This window comes from Naasia sp. SYSU D00948 (genome assembly GCF_017916515.1).
GTDB lineage: Bacteria > Actinomycetota > Actinomycetes > Actinomycetales > Microbacteriaceae > Naasia.
Genome location: NZ_JAFMTA010000001.1, coordinates 512,712 through 534,702, shown reverse-complemented (window position 1 = coordinate 534,702; position 21,991 = coordinate 512,712). Strand labels below are relative to the sequence as shown.

At 73.0% G+C, this 21,991-nt stretch carries 18 protein-coding genes; 6 read left to right on the top strand and 12 right to left on the bottom strand.

Going from position 1 to position 21,991, the window contains the following annotated elements; genetic code table 11:
* Positions 1–230: 230 nt before the first annotated feature.
* Positions 231–857, bottom strand: a complete 627-nt coding sequence (locus J3P30_RS02470; RefSeq protein WP_210479366.1) for an O-methyltransferase — start codon at positions 855–857, stop codon at positions 231–233.
* Between the two features lie 106 nt (positions 858–963).
* Here J3P30_RS02470 and J3P30_RS02465 point away from each other — a divergent pair, with 106 nt between their 5' ends.
* Positions 964–1,335, top strand: coding sequence for a Sec-independent protein translocase TatB (locus J3P30_RS02465; RefSeq protein WP_210479365.1), 372 nt, complete (start codon positions 964–966; stop codon positions 1,333–1,335).
* A gap of 201 nt (positions 1,336–1,536) precedes the next feature.
* Here J3P30_RS02465 and J3P30_RS02460 read toward each other — a convergent pair whose 3' ends face one another.
* From J3P30_RS02460 to J3P30_RS02450, 3 genes are read right to left on the bottom strand one after another with little or no spacing between them, the layout of a single operon-like run.
* Entirely contained in the window at positions 1,537–2,682 is a 1,146-nt protein-coding gene (locus tag J3P30_RS02460) for an Mrp/NBP35 family ATP-binding protein (RefSeq protein ID WP_307807367.1), read from the bottom strand.
* Entirely contained in the window at positions 2,679–3,242 is a 564-nt protein-coding gene (locus J3P30_RS02455; protein WP_210479364.1) for a DUF1003 domain-containing protein, read from the bottom strand. Before J3P30_RS02455 ends, J3P30_RS02460 begins: the two co-directional genes overlap by 4 nt.
* A complete protein-coding gene (locus tag J3P30_RS02450) occupies positions 3,226–4,557 on the bottom strand; it encodes a magnesium transporter MgtE N-terminal domain-containing protein (protein ID WP_210479363.1) in 1,332 nt (443 codons plus the stop codon). Before J3P30_RS02450 ends, J3P30_RS02455 begins: the two co-directional genes overlap by 17 nt.
* 77 nt (positions 4,558–4,634) lie before the next feature.
* Between J3P30_RS02450 and J3P30_RS02445 the strand changes: the two genes are divergently transcribed.
* A complete protein-coding gene (locus J3P30_RS02445; RefSeq protein WP_210479362.1) occupies positions 4,635–5,162 on the top strand; it encodes a general stress protein in 528 nt (175 codons plus the stop codon).
* Between the two features lie 109 nt (positions 5,163–5,271).
* On the opposite strand, the gene J3P30_RS02440 is transcribed toward J3P30_RS02445, so the two are convergent.
* The 3 genes from J3P30_RS02440 to J3P30_RS02430 are packed head-to-tail and all read right to left on the bottom strand — an operon-like array spanning position 5,272 to position 8,665.
* On the bottom strand, positions 5,272–6,723 hold the full coding sequence (locus J3P30_RS02440; protein WP_210479361.1) for an aminopeptidase P family protein: 1,452 nt from the start codon (positions 6,721–6,723) through the stop codon (positions 5,272–5,274).
* A 22-nt stretch (positions 6,724–6,745) separates the two neighbouring features.
* Positions 6,746–7,756: an endonuclease/exonuclease/phosphatase family protein gene (locus tag J3P30_RS02435; RefSeq protein ID WP_210479360.1), complete on the bottom strand. Its 1,011-nt coding sequence runs from the start codon at positions 7,754–7,756 to the stop codon at positions 6,746–6,748.
* A 45-nt stretch (positions 7,757–7,801) separates the two neighbouring features.
* On the bottom strand, positions 7,802–8,665 hold the full coding sequence (locus J3P30_RS02430) for an LLM class flavin-dependent oxidoreductase (protein WP_210479359.1): 864 nt from the start codon (positions 8,663–8,665) through the stop codon (positions 7,802–7,804).
* A gap of 92 nt (positions 8,666–8,757) precedes the next feature.
* Between J3P30_RS02430 and J3P30_RS02425 the strand changes: the two genes are divergently transcribed.
* Positions 8,758–9,618, top strand: a complete 861-nt coding sequence (locus J3P30_RS02425) for a PHP domain-containing protein (RefSeq protein ID WP_210479358.1) — start codon at positions 8,758–8,760, stop codon at positions 9,616–9,618.
* On the opposite strand, the gene J3P30_RS02420 is transcribed toward J3P30_RS02425, so the two are convergent.
* Positions 9,591–11,450: a glycoside hydrolase family 2 protein gene (locus J3P30_RS02420; protein ID WP_210479357.1), complete on the bottom strand. Its 1,860-nt coding sequence runs from the start codon at positions 11,448–11,450 to the stop codon at positions 9,591–9,593. The genes J3P30_RS02425 and J3P30_RS02420 overlap by 28 nt on opposite strands.
* Before the next feature lie 28 nt (positions 11,451–11,478).
* The gene (locus J3P30_RS02415) at positions 11,479–12,912 is read right to left on the bottom strand and encodes a DEAD/DEAH box helicase (protein ID WP_210479356.1); all 1,434 of its coding nucleotides are present in this window, start codon (positions 12,910–12,912) and stop codon (positions 11,479–11,481) included.
* Positions 12,913–13,118: 206 nt separating this feature from the next.
* On the opposite strand from J3P30_RS02415, the gene J3P30_RS02410 reads away from it, so the two are divergent.
* Positions 13,119–13,763 carry a ferritin-like fold-containing protein gene (locus J3P30_RS02410; protein ID WP_307807366.1) on the top strand — a complete coding sequence of 215 codons (645 nt, stop codon included), beginning with the start codon at positions 13,119–13,121 and terminating at the stop codon, positions 13,761–13,763.
* 114 nt (positions 13,764–13,877) lie between these two features.
* On the opposite strand, the gene J3P30_RS02405 is transcribed toward J3P30_RS02410, so the two are convergent.
* Both J3P30_RS02405 and J3P30_RS02400 read right to left on the bottom strand, forming a co-directional pair.
* Entirely contained in the window at positions 13,878–14,195 is a 318-nt protein-coding gene (locus J3P30_RS02405) for a hypothetical protein (protein WP_210479355.1), read from the bottom strand.
* A gap of 7 nt (positions 14,196–14,202) precedes the next feature.
* Positions 14,203–14,427, bottom strand: coding sequence for a DUF3107 domain-containing protein (locus J3P30_RS02400; protein WP_210479354.1), 225 nt, complete (start codon positions 14,425–14,427; stop codon positions 14,203–14,205).
* Between the two features lie 101 nt (positions 14,428–14,528).
* Between J3P30_RS02400 and J3P30_RS02395 the strand changes: the two genes are divergently transcribed.
* Together J3P30_RS02395 and J3P30_RS02390 are read left to right on the top strand one after the other, a co-directional pair.
* Positions 14,529–17,633, top strand: a complete 3,105-nt coding sequence (locus tag J3P30_RS02395; protein ID WP_210479353.1) for an ATP-dependent DNA helicase — start codon at positions 14,529–14,531, stop codon at positions 17,631–17,633.
* The gene (locus J3P30_RS02390; RefSeq protein WP_210479352.1) at positions 17,630–20,797 is read left to right on the top strand and encodes an ATP-dependent DNA helicase; all 3,168 of its coding nucleotides are present in this window, start codon (positions 17,630–17,632) and stop codon (positions 20,795–20,797) included. The genes J3P30_RS02395 and J3P30_RS02390 overlap by 4 nt, the downstream gene beginning before the upstream one ends.
* A 138-nt stretch (positions 20,798–20,935) precedes the next feature.
* Here the strand turns inward: J3P30_RS02390 and J3P30_RS02385 are convergent, their stop codons facing one another.
* The gene (locus J3P30_RS02385; RefSeq protein ID WP_210479351.1) at positions 20,936–21,985 is read right to left on the bottom strand and encodes a phosphotransferase; all 1,050 of its coding nucleotides are present in this window, start codon (positions 21,983–21,985) and stop codon (positions 20,936–20,938) included.
* Positions 21,986–21,991: the final 6 nt, after the last annotated feature.

Sequence of the window (21,991 nt, the reverse complement as noted above, 5' to 3'; positions counted from 1 at the left end):
CCTCCGTGGCGCCCCGCCGCGTCAGCCTGCCGCCGCTCCCTCGCGGAGCGGCGCCGGTTGTCGCCGACTTCGTCTCGTGGTCGATGCGCTCGATGACGTATGTCGCTCGCGCTGACGCGATGACGCCCTCGGGCGGCGAACCGAACCCGTTGATCCCGGCTCGCGAGCATCGGCGATTGCCGCCCGGCTCCGCCAGGCACGGCGGGCTCAGGCGGCGTTCGCGGGTGCGCTCAGAGCCGGATGAGCTGCAGCAGCCCGCCCCCAGCAGGGGAGAGGGTGCTGAGCACCGCCTTCGACTGGCCGATCTCCTCGAGCAGCGTGCGGAACGCGGTCGAGACCGCGTCGCGCCGCACCGGGTTCGCCACGTCACCGTGCCAGAGCGCGTTCGCGACGAGGACGAGTCCGCCGCGGCGCACCAGGCGCAGGCCGTGCTCGACGTACTCGATCACGCTGCGCGGGTCGGCGTCCACCAGCACGAGGTCGTATGACTCCTCGTTCATACGCGGAAGCACCTCGTTGGCACGTCCCGAGATCAGGCGGATGCGGCTCATGCCGATCCCGGCCTCCGCGAACGCGCTCCGCGCGGCCGCCTGGTGGTCGGGCTCGCTGTCGATGGACGTGAGGGTCGCGTTCGGCGCACCGGTCAGCAGCCAGAGACCGGACACGCCTGTCCCGGTCCCCACCTCGACGATGGAGGAAGCGCGGAGGGCGGCCGCCAGCACGGCCAGCTGCGAGCCGACCGCTGGCGAGACGGCCTCGACTCCCAGCTCCAGCGCGTGCTCTCGGGCGCGCGCGATCGACTCGGGCTCGACGACGTAGTCGTCGGCGTACTTCCAGTTCGCTTCCTTCTCTGACATACGCCTCCCACCCTATGCGGCCCGCCCCTCCCGCTCCGGCAATCCCCAGGACGAGCCTTCTCCGGCGCACGAAAAGGCCCCGAATGCGGAAGCTAGGGTGGGGTGCATGATGGGCCTCACCTTCGAGAAGCTGCTGCTTCTCGCGGTGCTCGCGGTGGTCCTTCTCGGTCCTGACCGGCTGCCACGCTACGCCGGCCAGCTGGCCCGGCTCGTGAAGTCGGTGAAGGCGTTCGCGGACAACGCGAAGGACCGGATGCGCGAGGAGATGGGCCCCGAGTTCGACGAGGTCGACTGGAAGAAGCTGGACCCGCGCCAGTACGACCCGCGCCGCATCATCCGCGAGGCCCTTCTGGAGGACGAGGAGCAGCCGGCGCAGGTCGTCCGACCGCCGGCCAGGAGCGCCCCGCGAGCGGGGCCGGCCCCGGCGGTGCGCCGGGAGCCGGGCGGCCCGGCGCCCTTCGATTCCGAGGCGACCTAGCCCCTCGCCCGGCCGCGCACCGCGAGGCGCGCGGCCGCCCCCTGGCGCCCGAGCATCTGCACGGGTCCGGCGCACTTCGCGACACGCCGCTGCCGGGGGCTCCGCGCACGGCGTGTCGCCGAATTCTCCGGATCCGTGCAGATCCTCCGGATCCGTGCAGGTCCTCCGGATCCGTGCAGGCGCTCCGGACCCGTGCAGGCGCTAGCGGAGGGAGAGGGGCAGGCTGCGCCCCGCCAGGCTCTCGCGCCGCACCGAGAGCCGCGCCGCGATGTCCCGCAGCGCCCGCGCGGCCGGGTCCCCCGGGGAGGAGAGGACGACGGGCACGCCCGCGTCCCCCGCGACGCGGAGGTCGACACTGAGAGGCACGGAGCCGAGGAGCGGCACCGCGTCGGCCTGACCGTCGGAGAGGCGCGCCGCCGTCTCGGCGCCGCCGCCCGAGCCGAACAGGTCGAGGACGCTGCCGTCCGGCTGAGCGAGGCCGGCCATGTTCTCCACGACGCCGAGGAGGCGCTGACCGGTCTGGCGCGCGAGGAGACCCGACCGCACGGCGACCTCGGCGGCCGCCGGCTGCGGCGTGGTGACGACGATGACCTCGGCCTGGGGGAGCAGCTGACCGACCGAGATGGCGACGTCGCCGGTGCCGGGCGGCAGGTCGAGCAGGAGCACGTCGAGCTCGCCGAAGAACACGTCCGTCAGGAACTGCGCGATCGTCCGGTGCAGCATCGGGCCCCGCCACGCGACCGCGCCGCCCCGCTGCTCGGGCGGAAGGAACATCCCGATCGAGATCGCCTTCACGCCGTGCGCGACCGGCGGGAGCATCATCTGGTCCACCCGCGTCGGCGTCGCGTCCGCCGGGATGCCGAGCAGGCCCGGGATCGAGAACCCGTGCACGTCCGCGTCGACCACGCCGACGGACAGGCCCTGCGCGGCCAGGGCGACCGCGAGGTTCGCGGTCACGGTGCTCTTGCCGACCCCGCCCTTGCCGCTCGTGACCGCGATCACGCGCGTCAGCGAGTCGCGGCCGAACTGGGCGCCTCGCGCCCGGGCGCCCCGGAGCTTGAGCGTGAGCGCGTGCCGCTGCTCGGGCGTCATGATCGAGGTCTCGACGACCGCGGAGGTCACCCCCGGCGTCCCGAGCGCCGCGTCGCGCACGTCTTGCTCGATCCGGTCCGCGGCAGGACAGCCCACGATCGTGAGACGCAGGCCCACGCGCGCCGTGCCGTCCGCGGTGACCGTGACGCCGTCGATCATGTCCAGGTCGGGGATCGGCTTGCGGATCTCCGGATCGATGACGCTGCGCAGGCGCTCCCGGACGGCGTCCTCCAGCTCGGCCGTGCCCGCCGTCACGCGGACCTCGATCCCGTCGACCGCCGGTGCTCGGCCTCGGCCGGCTCGTCGTGGTCGCGCTTCTCGAGCTCTTCCAGCAGGCTTCGCAGCTCGGAGCGGATGAAGTCCTTGGAGGCCATGTCGCGCACGAGCAGGCGCAGGGCGACGACCTCGCGGGCGAGGTACTCGGTGTCCGCGAGGTTCCGCTCGGCCCGCTGCCGGTCCTGCTCCATGGCGACACGGTCGCGGTCGTCCTGGCGGTTCTGCGCGAGCAGGATGAGCGGCGCGGCATACGAGGCCTGGAGCGAGAGGATCAGCGTGAGTGCCGTGAAGCCGATCTCGGCCGAGTCGAAGCGCCACTGCTCCGGCGCGTAGGTGTTGTACGCCATCCAGGCGATCACGAACAGTGTCAGGCCGATCAGGAACCAGGGTGTTCCCATCGCGCGCGCGATGAACTCCGTGGCGCGGCCGAAGCGGTCCCGGCTCGCCCGCTTGCGGAACGACAGGACCGAGGTGCGGAGGCCCTTCGGGGCGTCCAGCCGCGGCTCCTGCCGTGGCGTGGTCTCAACGGGTCGCGCCATCTCCTGCCCTCCTTCCACGGCGTCCGGCGGGCACCGGGAGCCCCCGCCTCAGTGCGGCGGCGCGGGTCCGCGGCGCCCGTGCGGAGTCGGGGTTCCGCCAGTCCTCCGGGAGCAGGTGGTCGAGCACGTCGTCGACCGTCACGACGCCGACGAGTCGGTTGTTCTTGTCCACGACGGGGACGCTGACGAGGTTGTAGGTCGCGAGGATCCGCGACACCTCGGCGGCGGAGGTGTCGTCGCGCACGGGCTCGAGCCCCTGGTCGAGGAGCGTGCCCAGCCGCTCGTGCGGCGGGTAGCGGAGCATCCGCTGAAAGTGCACCATGCCGAGGAAGCGACCGGTCGGCGGCTCGTACGGCGGCAGCGTGACGCACACGGCCGCGCCGAGCGCCGGCGCGAGCTCGTGCCGGCGGATCAGGGCCAGCCCCTCGGCGACGGTCGCGTCCGCGGAGAGGATGATCGGCTCGGGCGTCATGAGGCCGCCCGCGGTGTCCGGCTCGTACTCGAGCAGCCGGCGGACGTCGTCCGCCTCCTCGGGCTCCATCAGATCGAGGAGGGCCTCGCCGCGCTCACCGGGCAGCTGGGCGATGAGGTCGGCGGCGTCGTCGGGCTGCATGGCGTCGAGGACGTCAGCGGCCCGGTCGTCGTCGAGCTTCGCGAGGATCTGCACCTGATCCGTCTCCGGCATCTCCTCGAGCACGTCCGCGAGGCGCTCGTCGGGCAGCTCCTCGGCCACCTCCTGGCGGCGCTGCTCGGGCAGGTCGAGCAGGGTGTTCGCGAGGTCCGCCGGGTTGAGGTCGGAGTAGGTCTGGATCAGCTGGCTCGCCGACTGGCTCTGGCCCTTGCCGACGCGCTCCCGCACCTCGTCCCACCGGACGAACATCGTCGGGCCCTTGGCGAACGGGCTGGGGCTCGTCTTCGGCTTGCGCACGAAGAGCTGTCCGACCTCCCACTCGCCGGGGGCGACCTCCTCGATGGAGACGTCCTCGATCGTGGCCTCGCCGGATCCGTCCGCGAGCACGACCCGGCGGCCGAGCATCTCGGCGATGACGCGGGTCTCGCTCGCCCGCTGCTCGAAGCGGCGCAGGTTGATGAGACCCGTCGTGATGATCTGACCGGCGCCGATGCTCGTGACCCGGCCGATCGAGAGGAACACGCGCCGCTTGCCGGGAATCTCGACGACGAGGCCGACGACGCGCGGAGGGTCGCTTCGGCGGTACACGACGACCACGTCGCGCGCCTTCCCGACGCGATCGCCCAGCGGGTCGAAGACCGTGCAGCCGACCAGCCGGGCGACGAAGACCCTGCTCACACTCACACGACCAGGCTACCGGCGCGACCTCCCGGCGACGCCGATGCCGCCATCTGTCAGGTGTTTCGGCCAGAATTGTTCACATGACCTCACCCTCCCCGTTCAGCGGCCGCCCGGCGGTCGAGCCCGCGCTGCCCCGCGGCGAGGTGGTCGGGACGTACGAGACCTACACGCAGGCGCAGCAGGCGGTGGACCGGCTCGTGAAGGCGGACTTCTCGGTGCAGGACGTCTCGATCGTCGGCAACGACCTGAAGAGCGTCGAGCATGTGACCGGGCGCCTCACCTACGCGAAGGCGGCGGGCGCGGGCGCGCTGTCCGGCCTGTGGCTCGGCGTGTTCTTCGGCGTCGTCCTGCTCCTCTTCTCGCCCGCGAGCCCGAACGTGTTCGGCGTCGCGCTCGCGGCGATGCTGATCGGCGCCGGCTTCGGCATGCTGTTCGGCCTCGCGAGCTACGCCGCCACCCGCCGCATCCGCGACTTCACGTCCACGCGGGCCGTGATCGCGTCCAACTACACCCTCGTCGTCAAGCCGGAGAGCTCAGGCCGGGCGCAGAGCATCCTCGGCTCGACGCCGCCTGCGGCTCCCGAGTCGCCGTACCCTCCCACGGCGTAGTCCGTCCGCCGAAGTGCCACTTGGTGCTCCCATTCCCGCGATTTGGGAGCACCAAGTGGCATCTCGGCGGGAGTAGGCACGGCGCGTAGCACGGCGCGAAGCGCGGCGCTCAGGCGCGGGAGAGGCGGGCGATCCAGGCCTCGACCTCGTCCGCCGTGCGCGGGATCGCCGCGGAGAGGTTCTCGACGCCGTTCTCGGTGACGAGCACGTCGTCCTCGATGCGGACGCCGATGCCGCGGAACTCCTCGGGGACCGTGAGGTCGTCGGGCTGGAAGTAGAGGCCGGGCTCGATCGTGAACACCATGCCGGGCTTCAGCAGCCCCTCGCGGTACAGCTCGCGCCGCGCCTTCGCGCAGTCATGGACATCGATGCCGAGGTGGTGGCTCGTCCCGTGCACCATGTAGCGGCGGTGCTGCTGGTTCTCCTGCTGCAGCGCCTCCTCGGCGGTCCCCGGCAGCAGGCCCCACTCGGCGGTCTTCCGGGCGATGACCGCCATCGCCGCCTCGTGCACGTCGAGGAAGCGGATGCCGGGCCGCACGACCGCGAAGGCCGCGTCGGCCGCCTCCCGCACGGCCTCGTACACCATGCGCTGGGTGGGGGTGAAGCGGCCGTCGACCGGCAGCGTCCGGGTGATGTCCGCGGTGTAGAGGCTCGGCAGCTCCACCCCGGCGTCGATGAGGATGAGGTCGCCGGGCACGACGGGACCGTCGTTGCGCGTCCAGTGCAGGATGCACGCGTGCGGTCCCGAGGCGGCGATCGTGTCGTAGCCCACGGCGTTGCCGTCCATCCGAGCCCGCGTGTAGAAGACGCCCTCCACGACCCGCTCGCCGCGCTCATGCCGCTGGATCCGCGGCAGGTCGGCGATGATGTCGTCGAAGCCCTGGGCGGTCGCCTCGATCGCGAGCCGCATCTGCGCGATCTCGTAATCGTCCTTGACCAGCCGGAACTCGCTGAGCGCCCGGGCGAGCTCGTCCGAGGTGTCCGCGTCGACGTCGTCGTCCTGGGAGCGGAACTCCGTGAGCGGCTGCGTCGCGATGCCGAGGTCGGCGGCGACGTGGTCGAGCGTCGGCCGGGGTCCGATCCAGAACTCGCCGATCTCGGGGTTGGCGTAGAACTCGTCGGAGTCGCGCCCGGCCGCAGGCCGGAAGTAGAGCGTCGCGGTGTGGCCGTCGCCTGCGGGATCGAGCACGAGCACCGCGTCCGGCTCCGCGTCCGCGCCCCATCCGGTGAGCCAGGAGAAGGCGGAGTCCGCCCGGAACGGGTAGTCCGTGTCGTTCGAGCGCACCTTGCGGCTGCCGGCGCGCACGACGAGCCGCTGACCGGGGAACAGGCCCGACAGGCGGCGGCGCCGCTCCGCCGCGTATGGCGCCTGGTCCCGCTGGGGCGGGGTGACGAGCGCTCGATCCGCCCAGCCGCTGCCGATGTAGGCCGCGAAGGACTCGGGCCACGGCGCAGCCCGGTTCGCCGTCGCGCGCGGCTGCTCGGCCTGGCCCTCCACGGGCCCCGTCGCCTCCGGCGCCTCGAGGTCCGGCTCCGCCAGTCGCTCCGTCTCGTCGTTCATGGGTCCATTGTCCCCCTGCTCGTCAGCCCGCGCGGGTGAGCTGGGCGAGAACGGGCCGGTGGTCGCTGCCCGCGCCCTCGTGGTCGGTCAGCACCCGGTACCCGCTCACACGCCAGGCGGACGTGACGAGGACGTGATCGATCGGGGCGCCGAGCAGCGCCGGCACGGCCGTGGGCCAGGTGCCGACCGCGCCGGCGCCCGCGAGCCTCCCGGCGTCGCGGCACCGGCCGAGATCCATACCGGGCTCGGCCTGCAGTCCCGGAAAGTGGTCGAGCGTCGCGTTGAAGTCCCCGGCGAGGATCACGTCCGCGCCCTCGCACTGCGCGGCGAGCCATGCCAGGTCGCTGCGCCACTCGGACGTGTACTGAGGCAGCGGCGCGACCGCGTGAGCCGCGACGAGCACGGGCCCGCCGCCGGTGGGCATCGCGACGAGGCTCGGCAGGACCGAGGTGTTGGACGCGCCGGTGCCGATGACGTAGGACCCCAGGTCCGAGCTGATCAGCAGCGACGTGGACCGCGCCTTCGACACCTGGTCGTAGGCGACCGTGTACGCCACGAGGGGGAGGCCCGCCGCGCGGGCGCGCGCCGCGACGTCGTCCGCGGTCGCCTTGGTGGTCTCGGGCAGGGCGACGACGTCCGCCTGGGAGTCGATCACGAGCTGTGCGATCCGCTCGGCGCCCGGGGCATCGCCGAGGGTGTTCCAGGAGAGCACGCGGATGCTGGTGGCGGACGGTGTCTCGAACCCGGACCCGCTGAACCCCCGGGAGGAGAGGACCGCGACCTGCAGTCCGGAAAAGGCGAGGAGCAGCACCGCGATGACCGCGAAGAAGCGGCGCCCGGCGGCGATCAGCAGCGCGAGCACGGTCGAGAGGAGAGCGGCGATCAGGGCGACGACCACGGCCGCGGAGCGCAGCGACACCGCCTGGGCGACGGGCGTCACGCGATGCCATCCGAAGAGCTGCGGCCAGGCGAGGGCGAGGAGGCTTCCGGCGACCGCCAGCAGGATCAGGGCTGCCAGGACGCGACGGATCACCGCCTCACCGTAGCCGAGGGGGTGCGCCCTCCCGCGGAGGCGCCGCTAGCGGGCCCGACGCCGCTCCGCCGCCACGGCTGCGCGGACGGCGGGGGCGAGCTCCTCGCCGAACCGCCGGATCGTGTCCTCGTCGTCGGTCGCCACGATGAGGGTGGAGATGCCGTACTCGAGCGCGAGGCTGACCATGGAGTCGACGTCTGCGACCTCGGCCGGGACATTGAGCAGACGCCGGATGGCCGCCGGGTCGCGTCCGGACTCGACGGCCGCCTCGTCGATGATCCGGTTGCCGGTCCGGAGGTCGTCGAGCGAGTCGAGTCGGGCCAGCGACGGCAGCCAGCCGTCGCCCATCCGCCCGATGAGGCGCAGCATCCGAGGTCGCAGCGCGCCGATCCAGATCGGGATCTCGTGCGCCGGCCGCGGGCCCCGCTTCGCGCCGTGCGCCCGGTAGAACCGCCCGTCGCGGAACACCCCGCCGCGCTCGTCGGTGTTCCAGAGGTCCCGGATGAGCAGGACGGCCTCCTCGAGCGCCTGGACCGCCTCGCCGGGGGAGCGGCGCTCGCCGCCCATCGCCGCGATGGCGTCCCAGAAGGCGCCGGCGCCGAGTCCCAGCGCGACCCGGCCTCCGCTGAGGCGGTCGAGGGAGGCCGCCGCGCGGGCGAGGACCGCGGGCGGCCGCAGGGGCAGACTGTGCACGTTCGCCGAGAGCCCCACGGTCGTGGTCCGGGCGGCGACATACGACAGCAGCGTCCAGGCGTCGAGGAACCGCGGCTGATACGGGTGGTCCTGGAACGTGACGAGATCGAGCCCCGCGCGCTCGGTCGCGACGGCCAGTGCCACGGTCCCCTCGGGGTCCGCGGCCGACGGGGTGAGGAAGGCGCCGAACCGCAGGTCGGCTCCGTAATCCGGCATGCACCCCTCCTTCCGATGCCGTCACGGGAATGCTCCTCCGGAGAGGGGGCCCGACGCCACGCCGCCTGAAGAACCGGTCCTAGCATGGGTCCATGGGTGTGCGCGGGCGGTTCGATCTGCACACGCACTCCAGCGTCTCCGACGGAACCGAGACCCCCGGCGAGCTCGTCGCCGCCGCGGCCGCGGCCGGCCTCGACGGGATCGCGCTCACGGACCACGACTCGACGGCCGGCTGGCAGGACGCGCGGACCGCCGCCCTGCGGCACGGAGTCGCGCTGCTCCCCGGGATGGAGCTCAGCACGCGGCACGGCTGGGCGAGCGTGCACGTGCTCGGGTACCTGTTCGATCCCACCGATGCGGGGATCCTCGCCGAGACGGAGCGCATCCGCCGCGATCGCGTCACACGTGCCGAGACGATGGTGACTCGCATCGGGCACGACTACGAGCTCGAGTGGGACGACGTCGTCGCGCAGACCACGCCCGGCGGAACCGTGGGCAGGCCGCACATCGCGGACGCGCTCGTCGCGAAGGGGCACGTCCGGGACCGCGGCGAGGCGTTCGCGACCATCCTGCACTGGCGTGCGGGGTACTACGAGCCGCACTACGCGCCCGAGCCCCTGGAGGGCATCCGGCTCATCGTCGCCGCCGGCGGTGTCCCGGTCCTCGCCCATCCCGGGGTGAGCACCGACCGCATCCTGCCGGAGGACTACCTCCGCCGGCTCATCGACGCCGGCCTCTTCGGGGTCGAGGTGCACCACCGGGACAACAGTCCGAATGGCGCCCGCCGCCTCCTCGAGCTGGCGCAGAAGTACGACCTCGCCGTCACCGGGTCGAGCGACTACCACGGCGCGGGCAAGCCGAACCGGCTCGGCGAGAACACGACGGCGCCCGAGGTCGTGGAGCGGCTGGTCGCCGCCGCGACGGGCTACGCGCCGGTCACCCGGCCCGCGTAGCCGAGATCGGGGGCCGCCGTTCCGGGCGTCTCCCGCTCGTACGCCGCCTCGACCTGCTGGATCCGGCGGATCCGCTCGACGTCGAGCTTCCGCGACCGGTCGAAGCGGTAGATGCCGTTCTCCTCCTGGAACACGTCCGTCAGCTGGGTGTAGCAGTAGCCGAACATCAGCGGGTTCTCGAGCATCACCCGGGCCAGGCCCTCGAAGCGCTCGTAGAACTCCTCGAGGTTCCGCACGCGCTGCCCGTAGCCCCAGGAGTCGAGGACGTCCGACCCCGCCTCGCCCTCGGCGGCGCGCTCGGGGTTCCACCAGATCCCGCCGAACTCCGAGACGAAGTACGGCTGTCCCGCGTACGGCTGCGACCACTCGCCGTCGGCGCCGCGGTTCACGTACGGGTTGCCGTCCGCGAGGCCCTGCTGCTGCAGCGCGAACTCCGCCGGCGCCTGCGTGTAGGAGTGCGAGTCGTAGACGTCCGTAGGCTCGCGGTGCGCGTAGCCGGACGCGTCGATGACGGGGCGGGACGGATCGGCGAGCTTCGTCGCGAGGAACATCGCGTGGGTGACGTCGTCGAGCGCCGTCGTGCGGTCGTGCAGCTGCTGGTGCGTCTCGTTGAGCGGGCACCAGCCGATGATCGACGGATGGCTGACGTCCCGCGCGACCACCTCGAGCCACTCACCGACGAACGCCGCCGTGGGCTGCTGGTTGTTGCCGGTCGGGCCGAGCGCGTTGATCCCCCAGTCGCCGTACTCGCCCCACACGAGGAATCCCGCCCGGTCGGCGTGGTACAGGTACCGCTCCTCGAACACCTTCTGATGCAGGCGTGCGCCGTTGAACCCGGCCTCCTGCGCGAGCTCGATGTCCTGCCGAAGCGCGGCGTCCGAGGGCGCGGTCATGAGGGTGTCCGGCCAGTAGCCCTGGTCCAGCACGAGACGCTGGAAGACGGGTCGGCCGTTGAGGAGCAGCGCCTGACCGTCGATCGCGATCGACCGCATCCCGGCGTAGCTGCGGACGCTGTCGATCGTGTCGCCGTCCGCGTCGAGGAGCTCGAGGAGGACGTCGTACAGGTACGGGTCCTCCGGGGACCACAGCCGCACGGACTCGGCGGGGAGCGCGACCTCGACGCCGGGGGAGAGGTCGAGGTCGGCGCGCGTCTCGGCCTCCGCGACGGGGCGCCCCTCGGCGAGCACCGTCGCCCGGAAGCGCGAGCCCGCGAGGTTCCTGTTCACGGTCGCGCGGAGGGCGAGGACGCCGTCCGCCACCCGGGGCGTGATCGCGACGCGCTTGAGGTACGTGCTCGGCACCGACTCGAGCCACACGGACTGCCAGATGCCCGTCGTCCTCGTGTAGTAGGCGAGGTTGTTGAGGAACTGCCGGGCCTGCTTGCCGCGCGCCTGCGGCTGATCCCGCAGGTCGCGCGCCCGCACGGTGATCGTGAGGAGGGTCCCCGGCTCCCGGTGCCCGAGGTCGAGGGTGAAGGAGCTGAACCCGCCGCGATGGCGGCCCGCCTCGACGCCGTCGATCCAGACGGTCGCGTCGTAGTCGACCGCCCCGAAGTGCAGGAGGACGCGGCCGGTCCAGTCGTCCGGCACGCGAGCGGTGCGCCGGTACCAGACCGCCTGCAGGTAGTCCGTGTTGCCGACGCCGGACGCCTCCGACTCGGGCGCGAACGGCACCAGGATGCGGTCGTCCAGCTCCCGGCCCGCGAGGCCGCGCTCGAGCCCCGAGTCACCCTGGTCGAGCTGGAACTCCCACCAGCCGTTGAGGCTCAGCCAGCGGTCGCGGACGAACTGCGGCCGCGGATGCTCGGGACGGGGATGATCGGGGCTGTCCATGTCCGTTCCCTGAGGGGCAGTCCGCGGGTCAGGCGGAGGGCGTGGGGCGGGACCCGCCGCGTCGCCGGCGGCGTCGCTGCGGCCCCGATCCGTCGTGCGCTCCCGAGCCCGGAGCGTGCTCCGCGTGGGCCTGCTGCTGCGGGCCGCTCGACTGCGTCGCGCCGCCGCTGCGGGTGCGGCGCCGGCTCCGGGAGCGGGCGGTCTTCTCCGCGGGAGCGGTCGCCTCGCCCTCCGTGGGCTCCGATGCTGCGGGCGCCGTGACGGGGGCGGCGGCGCGGGGCGCCACCACTCGTCCCTTCGTGCCCTGCGGGATGTCGAGGTCCGAGAAGAGGTGCGGCGAGGACGAGTACGTCTCCACCGGCTCCGGCTGGCCGAACTCGAGGGCCCGGTTGATCAGGGACCACTTGTGCAGGTCCTCCCAGTCGACGAACGTGACCGCGATGCCCGTCTTGCCCGCTCGTCCGGTGCGGCCGACACGGTGCAGGTAGGCCTCGCCGTCGTCCGGGATCGTGTGGTTGATGACGTGCGTGACGTCGTCGACGTCGATGCCGCGGGCGGCGACGTCCGTCGCGATGAGGACGTCCTTCTTGCCGGCCCGGAACGCCGCCATGGCGCGCTCGCGCTGCTCCTGGCTGAGGTCGCCGTGCACCGCGGCGGCCTTGAACCCGCGGTCGGTGAGCTCCTCGACGAGCTTGGCCGCGGCGCGCTTGGTGCGGGTGAAGATCACGGTCTTGCCGCGTCCCTCCGCCTGGAGGATGCGGGCGATGACCTCGTCCTTGTCGAGCGCGTGCGCCCGGTAGACCAGGTGCTTGATGTTCGCCTGCGTGAGGCCCTCGTCGGGGTCCGTCGCGCGGATGTGGACGGGCCGGTTCATGAAGCGGCGGGCGAGCGCGACGATCGCGCCCGGCATGGTCGCCGAGAACAGCATGGTGTGCCGCGTCGGTGGCGTCTGCGCGAAGAGCTTCTCGATGTCCGGCAGGAAGCCGAGGTCGAGCATCTTGTCGGCCTCGTCGAGCACCATCTCGCGGACGTTCGACAGCGAGAGGAGCCGCTGGCCGGCGAGGTCGAGGAGACGGCCGGGGGTGCCGACGACGATCTGCGCGCCCGCCTTCAGCTGCTCGATCTGGCCCTCGTACGCCTTGCCGCCGTAGATGGAGACGACGGTCGTCGGGCGGTTGGACGTCGCGAGCTCGAGGTCCTCGGTCACCTGCACCGCGAGCTCGCGGGTGGGGACGACGACGAGCGCCTGCACGCCGGGCGCGGGGTCCGGGCCGAGACGCTGGATGATGGGGAGGCCGAAGCCGAAGGTCTTGCCGGTGCCGGTCTTGGCCTGGCCGATGATGTCCTGACCGGAGAGCGCCAGCGGGATGGTCTGGGTCTGGATGGGGAAGGGGTCGGTGATCGCCTTGGTGGCGAGGGCGTCGACCATGTCCTGGTCGACGCCGAGTTCGGTGAAAGTCACGAAGCGGAGCGCCTTGTCGGTAGTGTGTGCGCCTGTCGGTTCTAGGCGCTCGTCTCTTCCGGCGAGTCTGCGCGGAATCCGCCCATCCTAGCCGGTCCCCTTTCCGCGGGGGCCGGACGGCGCCTCCCCCTAAGCTGGGGCGTGTGATCTCCTGGTTCGGACGACACGGCACGGGCGCCGAGTCATCGAGGCCACGAGGTCGTGCGGTGCCGCAGACCATCGACCGCGTCAGCATCGAGGCGCTGCGACCGGATCCGGTCAAAGTCATCGCCCAAGCGGCATATCTCGAGCTGTCGGAGTTCGAGGCGCTGTCGCGAGCCGCATCCGCAGCCCCGGACCTGCGCGCGAAGGAGGCGCTGTCCAACGCGGCGGGACTCGTGCTCGCCAAGCACCGCGCGCTGACCGCGGAGCTGAGGCGCCGCGGCGTGGAGCCCGCGGAGGCCATGGCCCCGTACCGCGAGCCGATCGACGCCTTCGCTGTTATGGTCGCCGGGGCCGACTGGTACGAGGCGCTCGCGAGCATCTACCTCACGTCGGGCCTGCTCGACGACTTCTTCTCCCGGCTCGCCGCGGGCATCGAGGACGGCGGCGCCAAGCTGTCGGCGGTCATCGCAGGGGAGAACGGCGCGGAGGCGATCGTCGACATGCTCGCGGATGCGATGGCCGAGAATCCGAAGCTCGGGTCCCGCCTCGCGGTGTGGGGCCGCCGGCTCGTCGGGGACACGCTGCTGGTCGCCCGCTCGGCGCTGCCGCAGACGCAGCCGAACGCGGAGCATCGGATCGAGCCGGTGCTCACCGAGCTCATGGCCGAGCACACGCGGCGGATGGACCGGCTCGGCCTCACCGCCTGACCGCGCCGGCGCCCTGTCGCTCAACAGGCAAAAGAGGGCTTCAGCAGGCGAAAACGGGCCCGATCTTGCTGTTGGAGGCCGTTCCTGCCTGTTGAGCGGAAGTGACGCCGGGGGCTAGGAGCGGGTCGTGCGAGCGCGAGCTCGGGCACGGGTGAGGGCCGCGAGGCGCTCGGAGTCCTGCCGTTCGCGGGCGCGTCCCAGCAGCAGCGCCGCCGCGGCGCACACCGCCGCCGTCGCGACGAGCGTGATCCACCAGATGAGGCCCGCGTCCCAGGCGAGGCCGGCCCAGGTCAGGGCCACCCAGAGCGCCGCCGAGAACGCCGCGCCGATCGCGGGCACGAGAAGCACGCCGTTGGTGCTGCGGCGGGGGAGGGTGTAGCGGGCGACGAAGCCGAGGATCAGTCCGCCGAGGACGACGAAGAGCAGCTCCATCGCGTCCTCAGGCGACGAAGCCGACGCGGCGGGTCTTCTCCGAACCGACCTCGATGTAGGCGAGCGTCGCCGACGGCACGAGGTAGACCTTGCCGGCGTCGTCCGCGAGGCGGATGACCTTCGCCTCGCTCTCGAGCGCCTCGGAGACCGTCTTCTCGATCTCGGCCGCGGGCTGGTTCGTCTCGAAGCTCAGCTCACGTGCGCTGTTGACGATGCCGATGCGAATCTCCACGGGGACCTTCCTGACGCCGAACGTTCGGGAAGAGCCTACGGCAGGCCGTTCCCGGGCCCGTCGCCCGTTCTCTGTCGGCGCACCGGGTTACCGTTGGCGCCGTGGGAGGGCACGCAGCGACGATCGAGCAGCTCGAGGGGGTCGAGCTCGACGAGGCACAGCAGGCGGTGCTGGGGCTCGGCGACGACGAGAGCGGCGTGGTGGTCGGTCCGCCCGGCTCCGGCAAGACCACCGCGATGGTGGAGCTCGTCGCGGCCCGCGTGGCGTCCGGATGGCGCCCGTCCGAGATCCTCGTGCTGTCCCCGGCCCGCCAGGCGGCCTCCGCCCTGCGCGACCGCATCGCGCTCCGTCTCGGCGTCCCGACCGGGGGGCCCGTCGCCCGCACCGCGGCCTCGGTCGCGTTCGAGATCGTGCGGGAGGACGCGGCCCGCCGCGGCGACGTCCCGCCCCGGCTGCTGACGGGCGCCGAGCAGGACTCGATCATCGCCGCGCTGCTGGAGGGGCACGCCGAGAGCGGCGAGGGCCCGGATTGGCCGGAGGGGCTCGACGCCGACGTCCGGCGCCTCCCCGCGTTCCGCACCGAGCTGCGCGAGCTGATGGCGCGCACGACGGAGGCCAACCTGTCGCCCGCGGACCTCGCCGGGCTCGGCCGGCGCTCGGGAATCCCGGAGTGGGAGGCCGCGGCGCGCTTCGCCGACGAGTACCAGCGGGTCGTCGACAGCTTCCGGTCGTCCTCCTACGACTCGGGCGAGCTCCTCGCGGAGGCGACCGCCCTCGTGCGCTCCGGCGTCGCGACGCTGCGTCCCCGTCTCGTCCTCCTCGACGACGCGCAGGAGCTCGGCAGCGGAACCGCCGAGCTCGTCGCCGCCTGGGTCGGCCGCGGCACGTCCGTGGTCGCGTTCGGCGACCCCGACATCGCGAGCACCGGGTTCCGCGGCGGCCGCGCGGACCTGCTGTCCCGGCTGGGCGAGACGCTGGGCCTGCCCTCGCTCCCGGTGCTCCAGCTCACAGCCGACCATCGCGCGCACCCCGACCTGCGGAGCGTGACCGCGAGGGTCACGGCCCGGATCGGCGCCGCCGGCTTCGGCACCCACCGCGCCCGCCGTCCCGAGGAGCGGGAGGACCCCGTCGAGGAGCCCCGCGTCCTCCGCATCGACGCCTCCGGTCGCCCCGAGGAGATCGCGCGCCTCGCGTCCCGCCTCCGGGAACTGCACGTCCAGCAGGACGTCCCGTGGAGCCGCATGGCCGTTGTGGTCCGGTCGGGGCGCCTGGTGCCCTCGTTCGCCCGCGGCCTCGCGGTCGCCGAGGTGCCCACCCGCACGAGCCTCGCGGCGCGGCCGCTGCGCGAGGAGTGGGCCGCCCGTCACCTCGTCGACGCGGTCGCGGTCGCGGTGGGCGCCCTGCCCTTCGACGCGCCGACGCTCGCCGGCCTCCTCCTCGGCCCGCTCGGCGGGCTCGACCCCGTATGTCTCCGCCGCCTCCGCCTCGCGCTGCGCCACGAGGAGCTGGCGGGCGGCGGCGCACGCTCCGCCGAGGAGCTGCTCGTGGAGGCCATGTCGGCGCCCGGGCGCTTCTCGACCATCGATGCCGCCCCCGCCCGCCGTGCCGGGTCCCTCGCCGAGACCCTCAGCCGAGTGCGGGATGCCCACGCGGCGGGAGGATCCATCGAGGAGCTCCTCTGGCTGGTGTGGGAGCGCAGCGGCCTCGCCCGCACCTGGGGAGCGCAGGCACAGGGCACCGGGGTCCTCGCCGACGAGGCGAACCGGCACCTCGACTCGGCCGTCGCGCTCTTCACGGCGGCGCAGCGCTTCGTCGAGCGATCCCCGGGTCAGCCGGCCACCGACTTCCTCGCCGAGGTCCTCGGAGCGGACCTCCCCGAGGACACTCTCGCGCCGCGTTCCCGGCAGGACTCCGTCCTCGTGTGCGCGCCCACCGGAGTCCTCGGCGCCGAGTTCGACGTCGTCGCCGTGTCCGCGCTGCAGGACGGTGTCTGGCCGAACCTCCGCCTGCGGGGCACCCTGCTGCATCCGGGGAAGCTCGCCGACGCCCTCGACGGCATCCCGAGCGAGGACGTCGACGCGCGGAAGCTGGTGCTGGACGACGAGCTGCGGATGTTCGCGCTCGCCGTCTCCCGCGCCCGCACCCACCTGGTGCTGACGTGCGTGTCCAACGTCGACGAGCAGCCCTCCTCGCTGCTGCGGCTGCTGCCGGACATCCCTCCCGAGCGCGGGGGCGAGCGTCTTCCGCTCACCCTGCGCGGGCTTGTGGGCGCCCTCCGGCGGACCCTGTCGTCCGACCCCTCCTCTGCCGGCGCGTCGGCGCTCGCGCGGCTGCGGGACGAAGCTGTTCCCGGCGCCGACCCGGACTCCTGGTACGGCGTCCTCCCTCCGAGCACCCAGCGTCCGCTCGCCGACCTCGAGGACCCCGAGGTGCGGGTCTCGGTGTCGCCCTCGAAGCTCGCGACGGTCGAGAAGTCGCCGCTCGGCTGGTTCGTCGACGTGATGGCCGCGACGCCGTCCGGCTTCGCCGCCAGCATCGGCACGGTCCTCCACGCCGCCATGGAGAAGCTGTCGACGACCCCCGGCGCGGACCTGTCGGCGCAGGCGGTGATGGCAGCGGTGGACGAGCGCTGGAACGAGTTCTCGTTCGAGTCGCCGTGGCTCGAGGAGTACGAGCGGCGCCGCACCGGGCGCCTCGCGGAGGGTCTGGCGGACTACCTCGCCGCCTTCGAGCGGGACGGCCACCGCCTGCTGGGCGCCGAGTCGGAGTTCGAGTTCGAGGTCGACAGGGCGCTGGTGCGCGGGACGATCGACCGCGTCGAGCTGACCGCCGACGGCGCGGTCGTCATCGTCGACCTCAAGACGGGGCGCCGGTGGCCCGCCAAGGACGAGCTGCCCGGGCACGCGCAGCTCGGCATGTACCAGCTCGCCGCTGCCTCGGGAGCCCTTCCCGCGATCCCCGCCGACGGGGTGGGCGGCGGCGCGAAGCTGCTGTTCGTCGCCGACGGCGTCGGGGGCCGCCTGTTCCGCGAGGCCGCGCAGGAGCCGCTGACGGACGAGGCGCTCGAGGAGTTCCGGTGCCGGGTCCGCGCCGCCGCCGAGACGATGGCCGGCACGCTCTTCCCCGGCGTGGACGGGCTCGACGAGCGCGACCCGTACGCGCGGTACGCCTATCGCATCCACCTGGTGCCGGCGGTGTCCGCATGACGTCGGCCGCCGAGATCGCGGCGGCGCTCCGTCTGCCGGAGCCCACCGCGCAGCAGAAGGCCGTCATCGAGGCGGGCCTCGTGCCGAGCCTCGTCCTCGCGGGGGCCGGCAGCGGCAAGACGGAGACCATGGCGAACCGCGTGGTCTACCTGCTCGCCAACGGGCAGGTCGCCCCGAACGAGATCCTCGGTCTGACCTTCACGCGGAAGGCGGCAGGGGAGCTCGCCGAGCGCGTAACCCGGCGCGTCGCCGGGCTCGACGGCACCGCCTTCGCCCCCGCCGAGTCGGATCCCTTCGACGCGCCCGCGATCGCGACCTACAACTCCTTCGCGAGCACCCTCTTCCGTGAGCACGCCCTCGCGATCGGCCGGGAGCCTGACGCGCTCGTGCTCGGCGACGCGTCCGCCTGGCAGCTCGCCCGCCGGGTCGTCGTGGGCAGCGACGACGAGCGGCTCGTCGAGCTCGGGAAGTCGGTGGACACCGTCACCGAGGGCGTGCTGACCCTGAGTCGGGCGCTGGCCGACAACATCGCCGATCCCGCCGACGTCCGGCGCATGATCGAGGACTTCGCCCGCCTCGCCGACCTGCCGTACGGCAACGCCCGCGTGAAGCAGCAGTACCGGACGCTGCGCGAGGCGATCGCCGTCGTCGGCACGCTCCCGCCGCTGCTCGCCCTGGCTGAGGAGTACCAGCGGCAGAAGATCCGGCGCGGGCTCATCGAGTTCTCCGACCAGATCGCGCTGGCGCTGGAGATCGTCCGCCGCGTGCCCGGCGTCGCCGCCGCGTACCGCGCGCGGTACCGGGTCGTGCTCCTCGACGAGTACCAGGACACGAGCGTCGTCCAGACACGGCTGCTCGCGGAGCTCTTCCGCGGCACCGCGGTCATGGCGGTCGGGGATCCGCACCAGTCCATCTACGGCTGGCGGGGAGCGAGCGCGAGCAACCTCGCGCGCTTCGGCCGCGACTTCAGCGGGCCGGACGGCGCCCGCACCTACGCTCTGTCCACCAGCTGGCGGAACCCGGGTCGCGTGCTCGACGCGGCGAACACCCTCGTCGCGCCCCTCTCGCTCGCCTCGCCCATCCCGGTGGAGCGGCTCGAGCGCCGTCCGGGATCCGGCGACGGGGAGCTGACGGTCGCGTTCCGCGAGACGGTGCTGGAGGAGGCGGACGCCGTCGCCTGCTGGTTCGAGGAGCGCCTGGGCGAGCGGCCCGACGAGGCGCCGCCGACGGCCGCGCTGCTGTGCCGCTCGCTCAAGAAGGTCGCCGTCTTCACCCGCGCGCTCGCCGAGCACGGGGTGCCGTTCCGGGTCCTCGGCGTGGGCGGTCTGCTCGAGGACCCCGCGGTCGTCGACCTCGTCTCGACCCTCCGGGTGCTCCACGACCCGACCGCCGGCCCCTACCTCCTGCGTCTGCTGACGGGAGCCCGCTGGCGGATCGGTGTCCGCGACATCAAGGCGCTGCGGGAGCTCGCGAGCTGGCTGTCCGGCCGGGACGCGGGACAGCAGCAGCTCGCGGACGGCGTGCGGGATCTCCTTCGCGCCTCGACGGTCGCGGACGAGGGCGCGTCGATCGTCGACGCGCTCGACTTCGTCGCGACCGCCCGCGAAGGCCATGGCGCACTCCGCGACTTCAGCGAGGAGGGCCTGCGCCGGATGCGCACCCTCGCGCGCGAGCTCGCAGGGCTGCGCAGTCGGGTCGGCCTGGACCTGCTGGACCTCGTGGCGCTCGTGCAGCAGGAGCTGCTGCTCGACGTCGAGGTGGCCGCGAACGAGTCCGCTCCGATCGGGCGCGCGGGTCTCGACGGCTTCACGGAGCTCGTCGCGGACTTCGTGGCCGGCGACGCGTCGGCCGGCCTGGGGTCGTTCCTGTCGTGGCTCGAGCTCGCCGAGGAGCGGGAGAACCTGAGCCCCCGGACCGAGGAGGCCGAGCCGGGCACGGTGCAGGTGCTCACGATCCACGGCTCGAAGGGCCTCGAGTGGGACCTCGTCGCGGTACCCCGCCTCGTCGAAGGCGAACTCCCCGCTCCGCCGCGCAGCAGCAAGGGCTGGCTCGCATTCGGGGAGCTGCCGTACGAGTTCCGCGGCGACGCCGCGGACCTCCCGGCCCTCGCGTGGCGTGCGGCGGCGACGGGCAAGGACTTCGACGAGGCCCACGGCACCTACTGCTCGGCGGTGACCGCCGCGTTCGCGGACGAGCAGCGCCGACTCGCCTACGTCGCCGTCACCCGTGCCCGCCGGGCGCTGCTGCTCACGGGATCCTTCTGGTGGACGCAGCGGAAGCCGCGCGGGCCGGGCCTGTTCCTCCGGGAGCTGCAGAGCGCCGGCCTGATCTCGGACGACGCGCTGCCGGAGGGACCGCAGTCGGAGGAGAACCCCCTCGACGAGCTCGTCACGCACGTGCCCTGGCCGAGCGACCCGCTCGGCGCCCGCGCCCGGCGGGTGCTCGCGGCCGCGGACGCCGTCCGCGCCGCGGATCCTGCCGTGGAGACCCCGTGGAGCGAGCGCATCGACCTCCTCGTCGCGGAGCGCGAGCGGCGGCGGCGCGACGCGGAGCTCGTCGAGCTGCCGGTGCGCATCTCGGCCTCCGCCTTCAAGGACTACGTCTCGGATCCGTCCGCGATGGCGGCGGCGCTTCGCCGTCCGATGCCGCAGCGCCCCTATCGGCAGACCCGGCTCGGCACGCTCTTCCACTCCTGGGTGGAGCAGCGGTACGGGCTGGGCGGGCTCGACGAGCTCGTCGACGCGCTGCCCGGCGACCGGGACCTCGACCTCGAGGACCTCGCGGAGAGTGCGGACCTGGAGGCGCTGCAGCGCACCTTCGAGCGCTCACCCTGGGCGGACCTGCGTCCTGAGGCGGTCGAGCTGGAGATCCATCTGCCGTTCGCCGACCGGATCGTCGTGTGCAAGATGGACGCGGTGTTCGAGCGCAACGGCCGCTGGGAGATCGTGGACTGGAAGACGGGCCGCGCGCCGAAGGACGCCGCGGACCTCGAGCAGAAGCAGTTCCAGCTGGCCCTGTACCGGCTGGCCTTCGCCGAGTGGCGCGGGGTGGACCCGGACCTCATCGACGCGGCCTTCTACTTCGTCGCCGAGGACCGCATCATCCGCCCGGAGCGGCTGTACTCGGAGGCCGAGCTCCGCGACCGGTGGGTCGCCGCCGTCTGATCCCGCGTCGGTCCCTTTCGCTCAGCAGGAAGAATGCCGCTACAGCAGGCGGGAACGGCGTGATCCCGCCTGCTGGACGAGCGCAGTTCCTGCTGAACGAGCGAAGTTCCTGCTGAGCGACGGTCCCCGTGAGGAGGACTACTCCGAGAGGGAGCTGCGGGTCCTGTGGTCGAACGCGACCTGGGGGCGCTGGTCGAGCATCCGCTCGACCTCCTCGACGTCCAGGATCGGGCCCGTCTCGTGCGCCAGGCCGGCCGCCGTGTGGCCCTGCACGCTCTTCACGAGGACATCGAGCATCTGCACCGCGTCGTCGACGATGGTGCTGTCCTTCGTGTCGAAGCCGAACAGCAGCCACTTCGCGAGCTCGAGCTCGGCGTACAGCATGGCGCGGCGGCGGAGCTCGCCGATGTCGGTGCCGTGGCGGGTGTCCCCGTACGCCTCGAAGACCTGGTCGACCGTCTCGGGGCTCGGCGCCGACAGGACCCAGGACAGGTCGCGCGCCGGGTCGCCCACGCGCAGGTCCGACCAGCCGAGGACACCGACGACCGCGTCGTCCGACTGGAGCAGCGCGTCCGCGTTCATCGCGCCGTGGATCACGGTCGGCTGGTACTGCCACAGCGTCGTGTCGTCGGTCGCGCTCTCCCAGCGAGACAGCAGCTGTGCCGGAACGAGGGAGGTCGCGGCCGCGCGGTCCATGACGCCGACGACCGAGCGAAGGCTGTCGATCGCCGTCACGACCGGGAGCCCGGCGTCGACGATGAAGCCCGAGGGCAGCGAGTGGATCGCGCCGATCGCCCGGCCGATGGACGCGGGCAGCGGACCGGGGAACAGGCGCTCGAGCCGCACCCGCCGGCCGTAGACGAACTCGTAGACCGTCGCGCGGCGCGCGGGCCGGCCGTCGGGGGAGCGCAGAAGGGTCTGGCCCACGAAGGAGGACAGCGCGAACGGCAGCCGGGACCGGACGCCGGAGCTGAGCGAGGCCAGAGCCGTGAGCTCCGCGTTCTGCGCCGCCTCGGCGGCGTCGGAGTTGGGGACGCGGACGAGGTAGTGGCTGCCGTCCCGGGCCGTGATCAGGGCGGTGTCGAAGTCGCCGTGACGGTTCGAGCTGAAGGGCTGCGCCGCCGCGACATCGAGCCCTTCGACGGCCGATGTGGCCAGCGCGGCTAGAGTGAGGTGGGATCTGGCCATACCGCC

Coding starts and splice junctions, on each gene's coding strand:
- J3P30_RS02470 (WP_210479366.1), bottom strand. CDS start 857: ATGTCAGAGAAGGAAGCGAACTGGAAGTACGCCGACGACTACGTCGTC.
- J3P30_RS02465 (WP_210479365.1), top strand. CDS start 964: ATGATGGGCCTCACCTTCGAGAAGCTGCTGCTTCTCGCGGTGCTCGCG.
- J3P30_RS02455 (WP_210479364.1), bottom strand. CDS start 3,242: ATGGCGCGACCCGTTGAGACCACGCCACGGCAGGAGCCGCGGCTGGAC.
- J3P30_RS02445 (WP_210479362.1), top strand. CDS start 4,635: ATGACCTCACCCTCCCCGTTCAGCGGCCGCCCGGCGGTCGAGCCCGCG.
- J3P30_RS02440 (WP_210479361.1), bottom strand. CDS start 6,723: ATGAACGACGAGACGGAGCGACTGGCGGAGCCGGACCTCGAGGCGCCG.
- J3P30_RS02430 (WP_210479359.1), bottom strand. CDS start 8,665: ATGCCGGATTACGGAGCCGACCTGCGGTTCGGCGCCTTCCTCACCCCG.
- J3P30_RS02425 (WP_210479358.1), top strand. CDS start 8,758: ATGGGTGTGCGCGGGCGGTTCGATCTGCACACGCACTCCAGCGTCTCC.
- J3P30_RS02420 (WP_210479357.1), bottom strand. CDS start 11,450: ATGGACAGCCCCGATCATCCCCGTCCCGAGCATCCGCGGCCGCAGTTC.
- J3P30_RS02405 (WP_210479355.1), bottom strand. CDS start 14,195: ATGGAGCTGCTCTTCGTCGTCCTCGGCGGACTGATCCTCGGCTTCGTC.
- J3P30_RS02390 (WP_210479352.1), top strand. CDS start 17,630: ATGACGTCGGCCGCCGAGATCGCGGCGGCGCTCCGTCTGCCGGAGCCC.
- J3P30_RS02385 (WP_210479351.1), bottom strand. CDS start 21,985: ATGGCCAGATCCCACCTCACTCTAGCCGCGCTGGCCACATCGGCCGTC.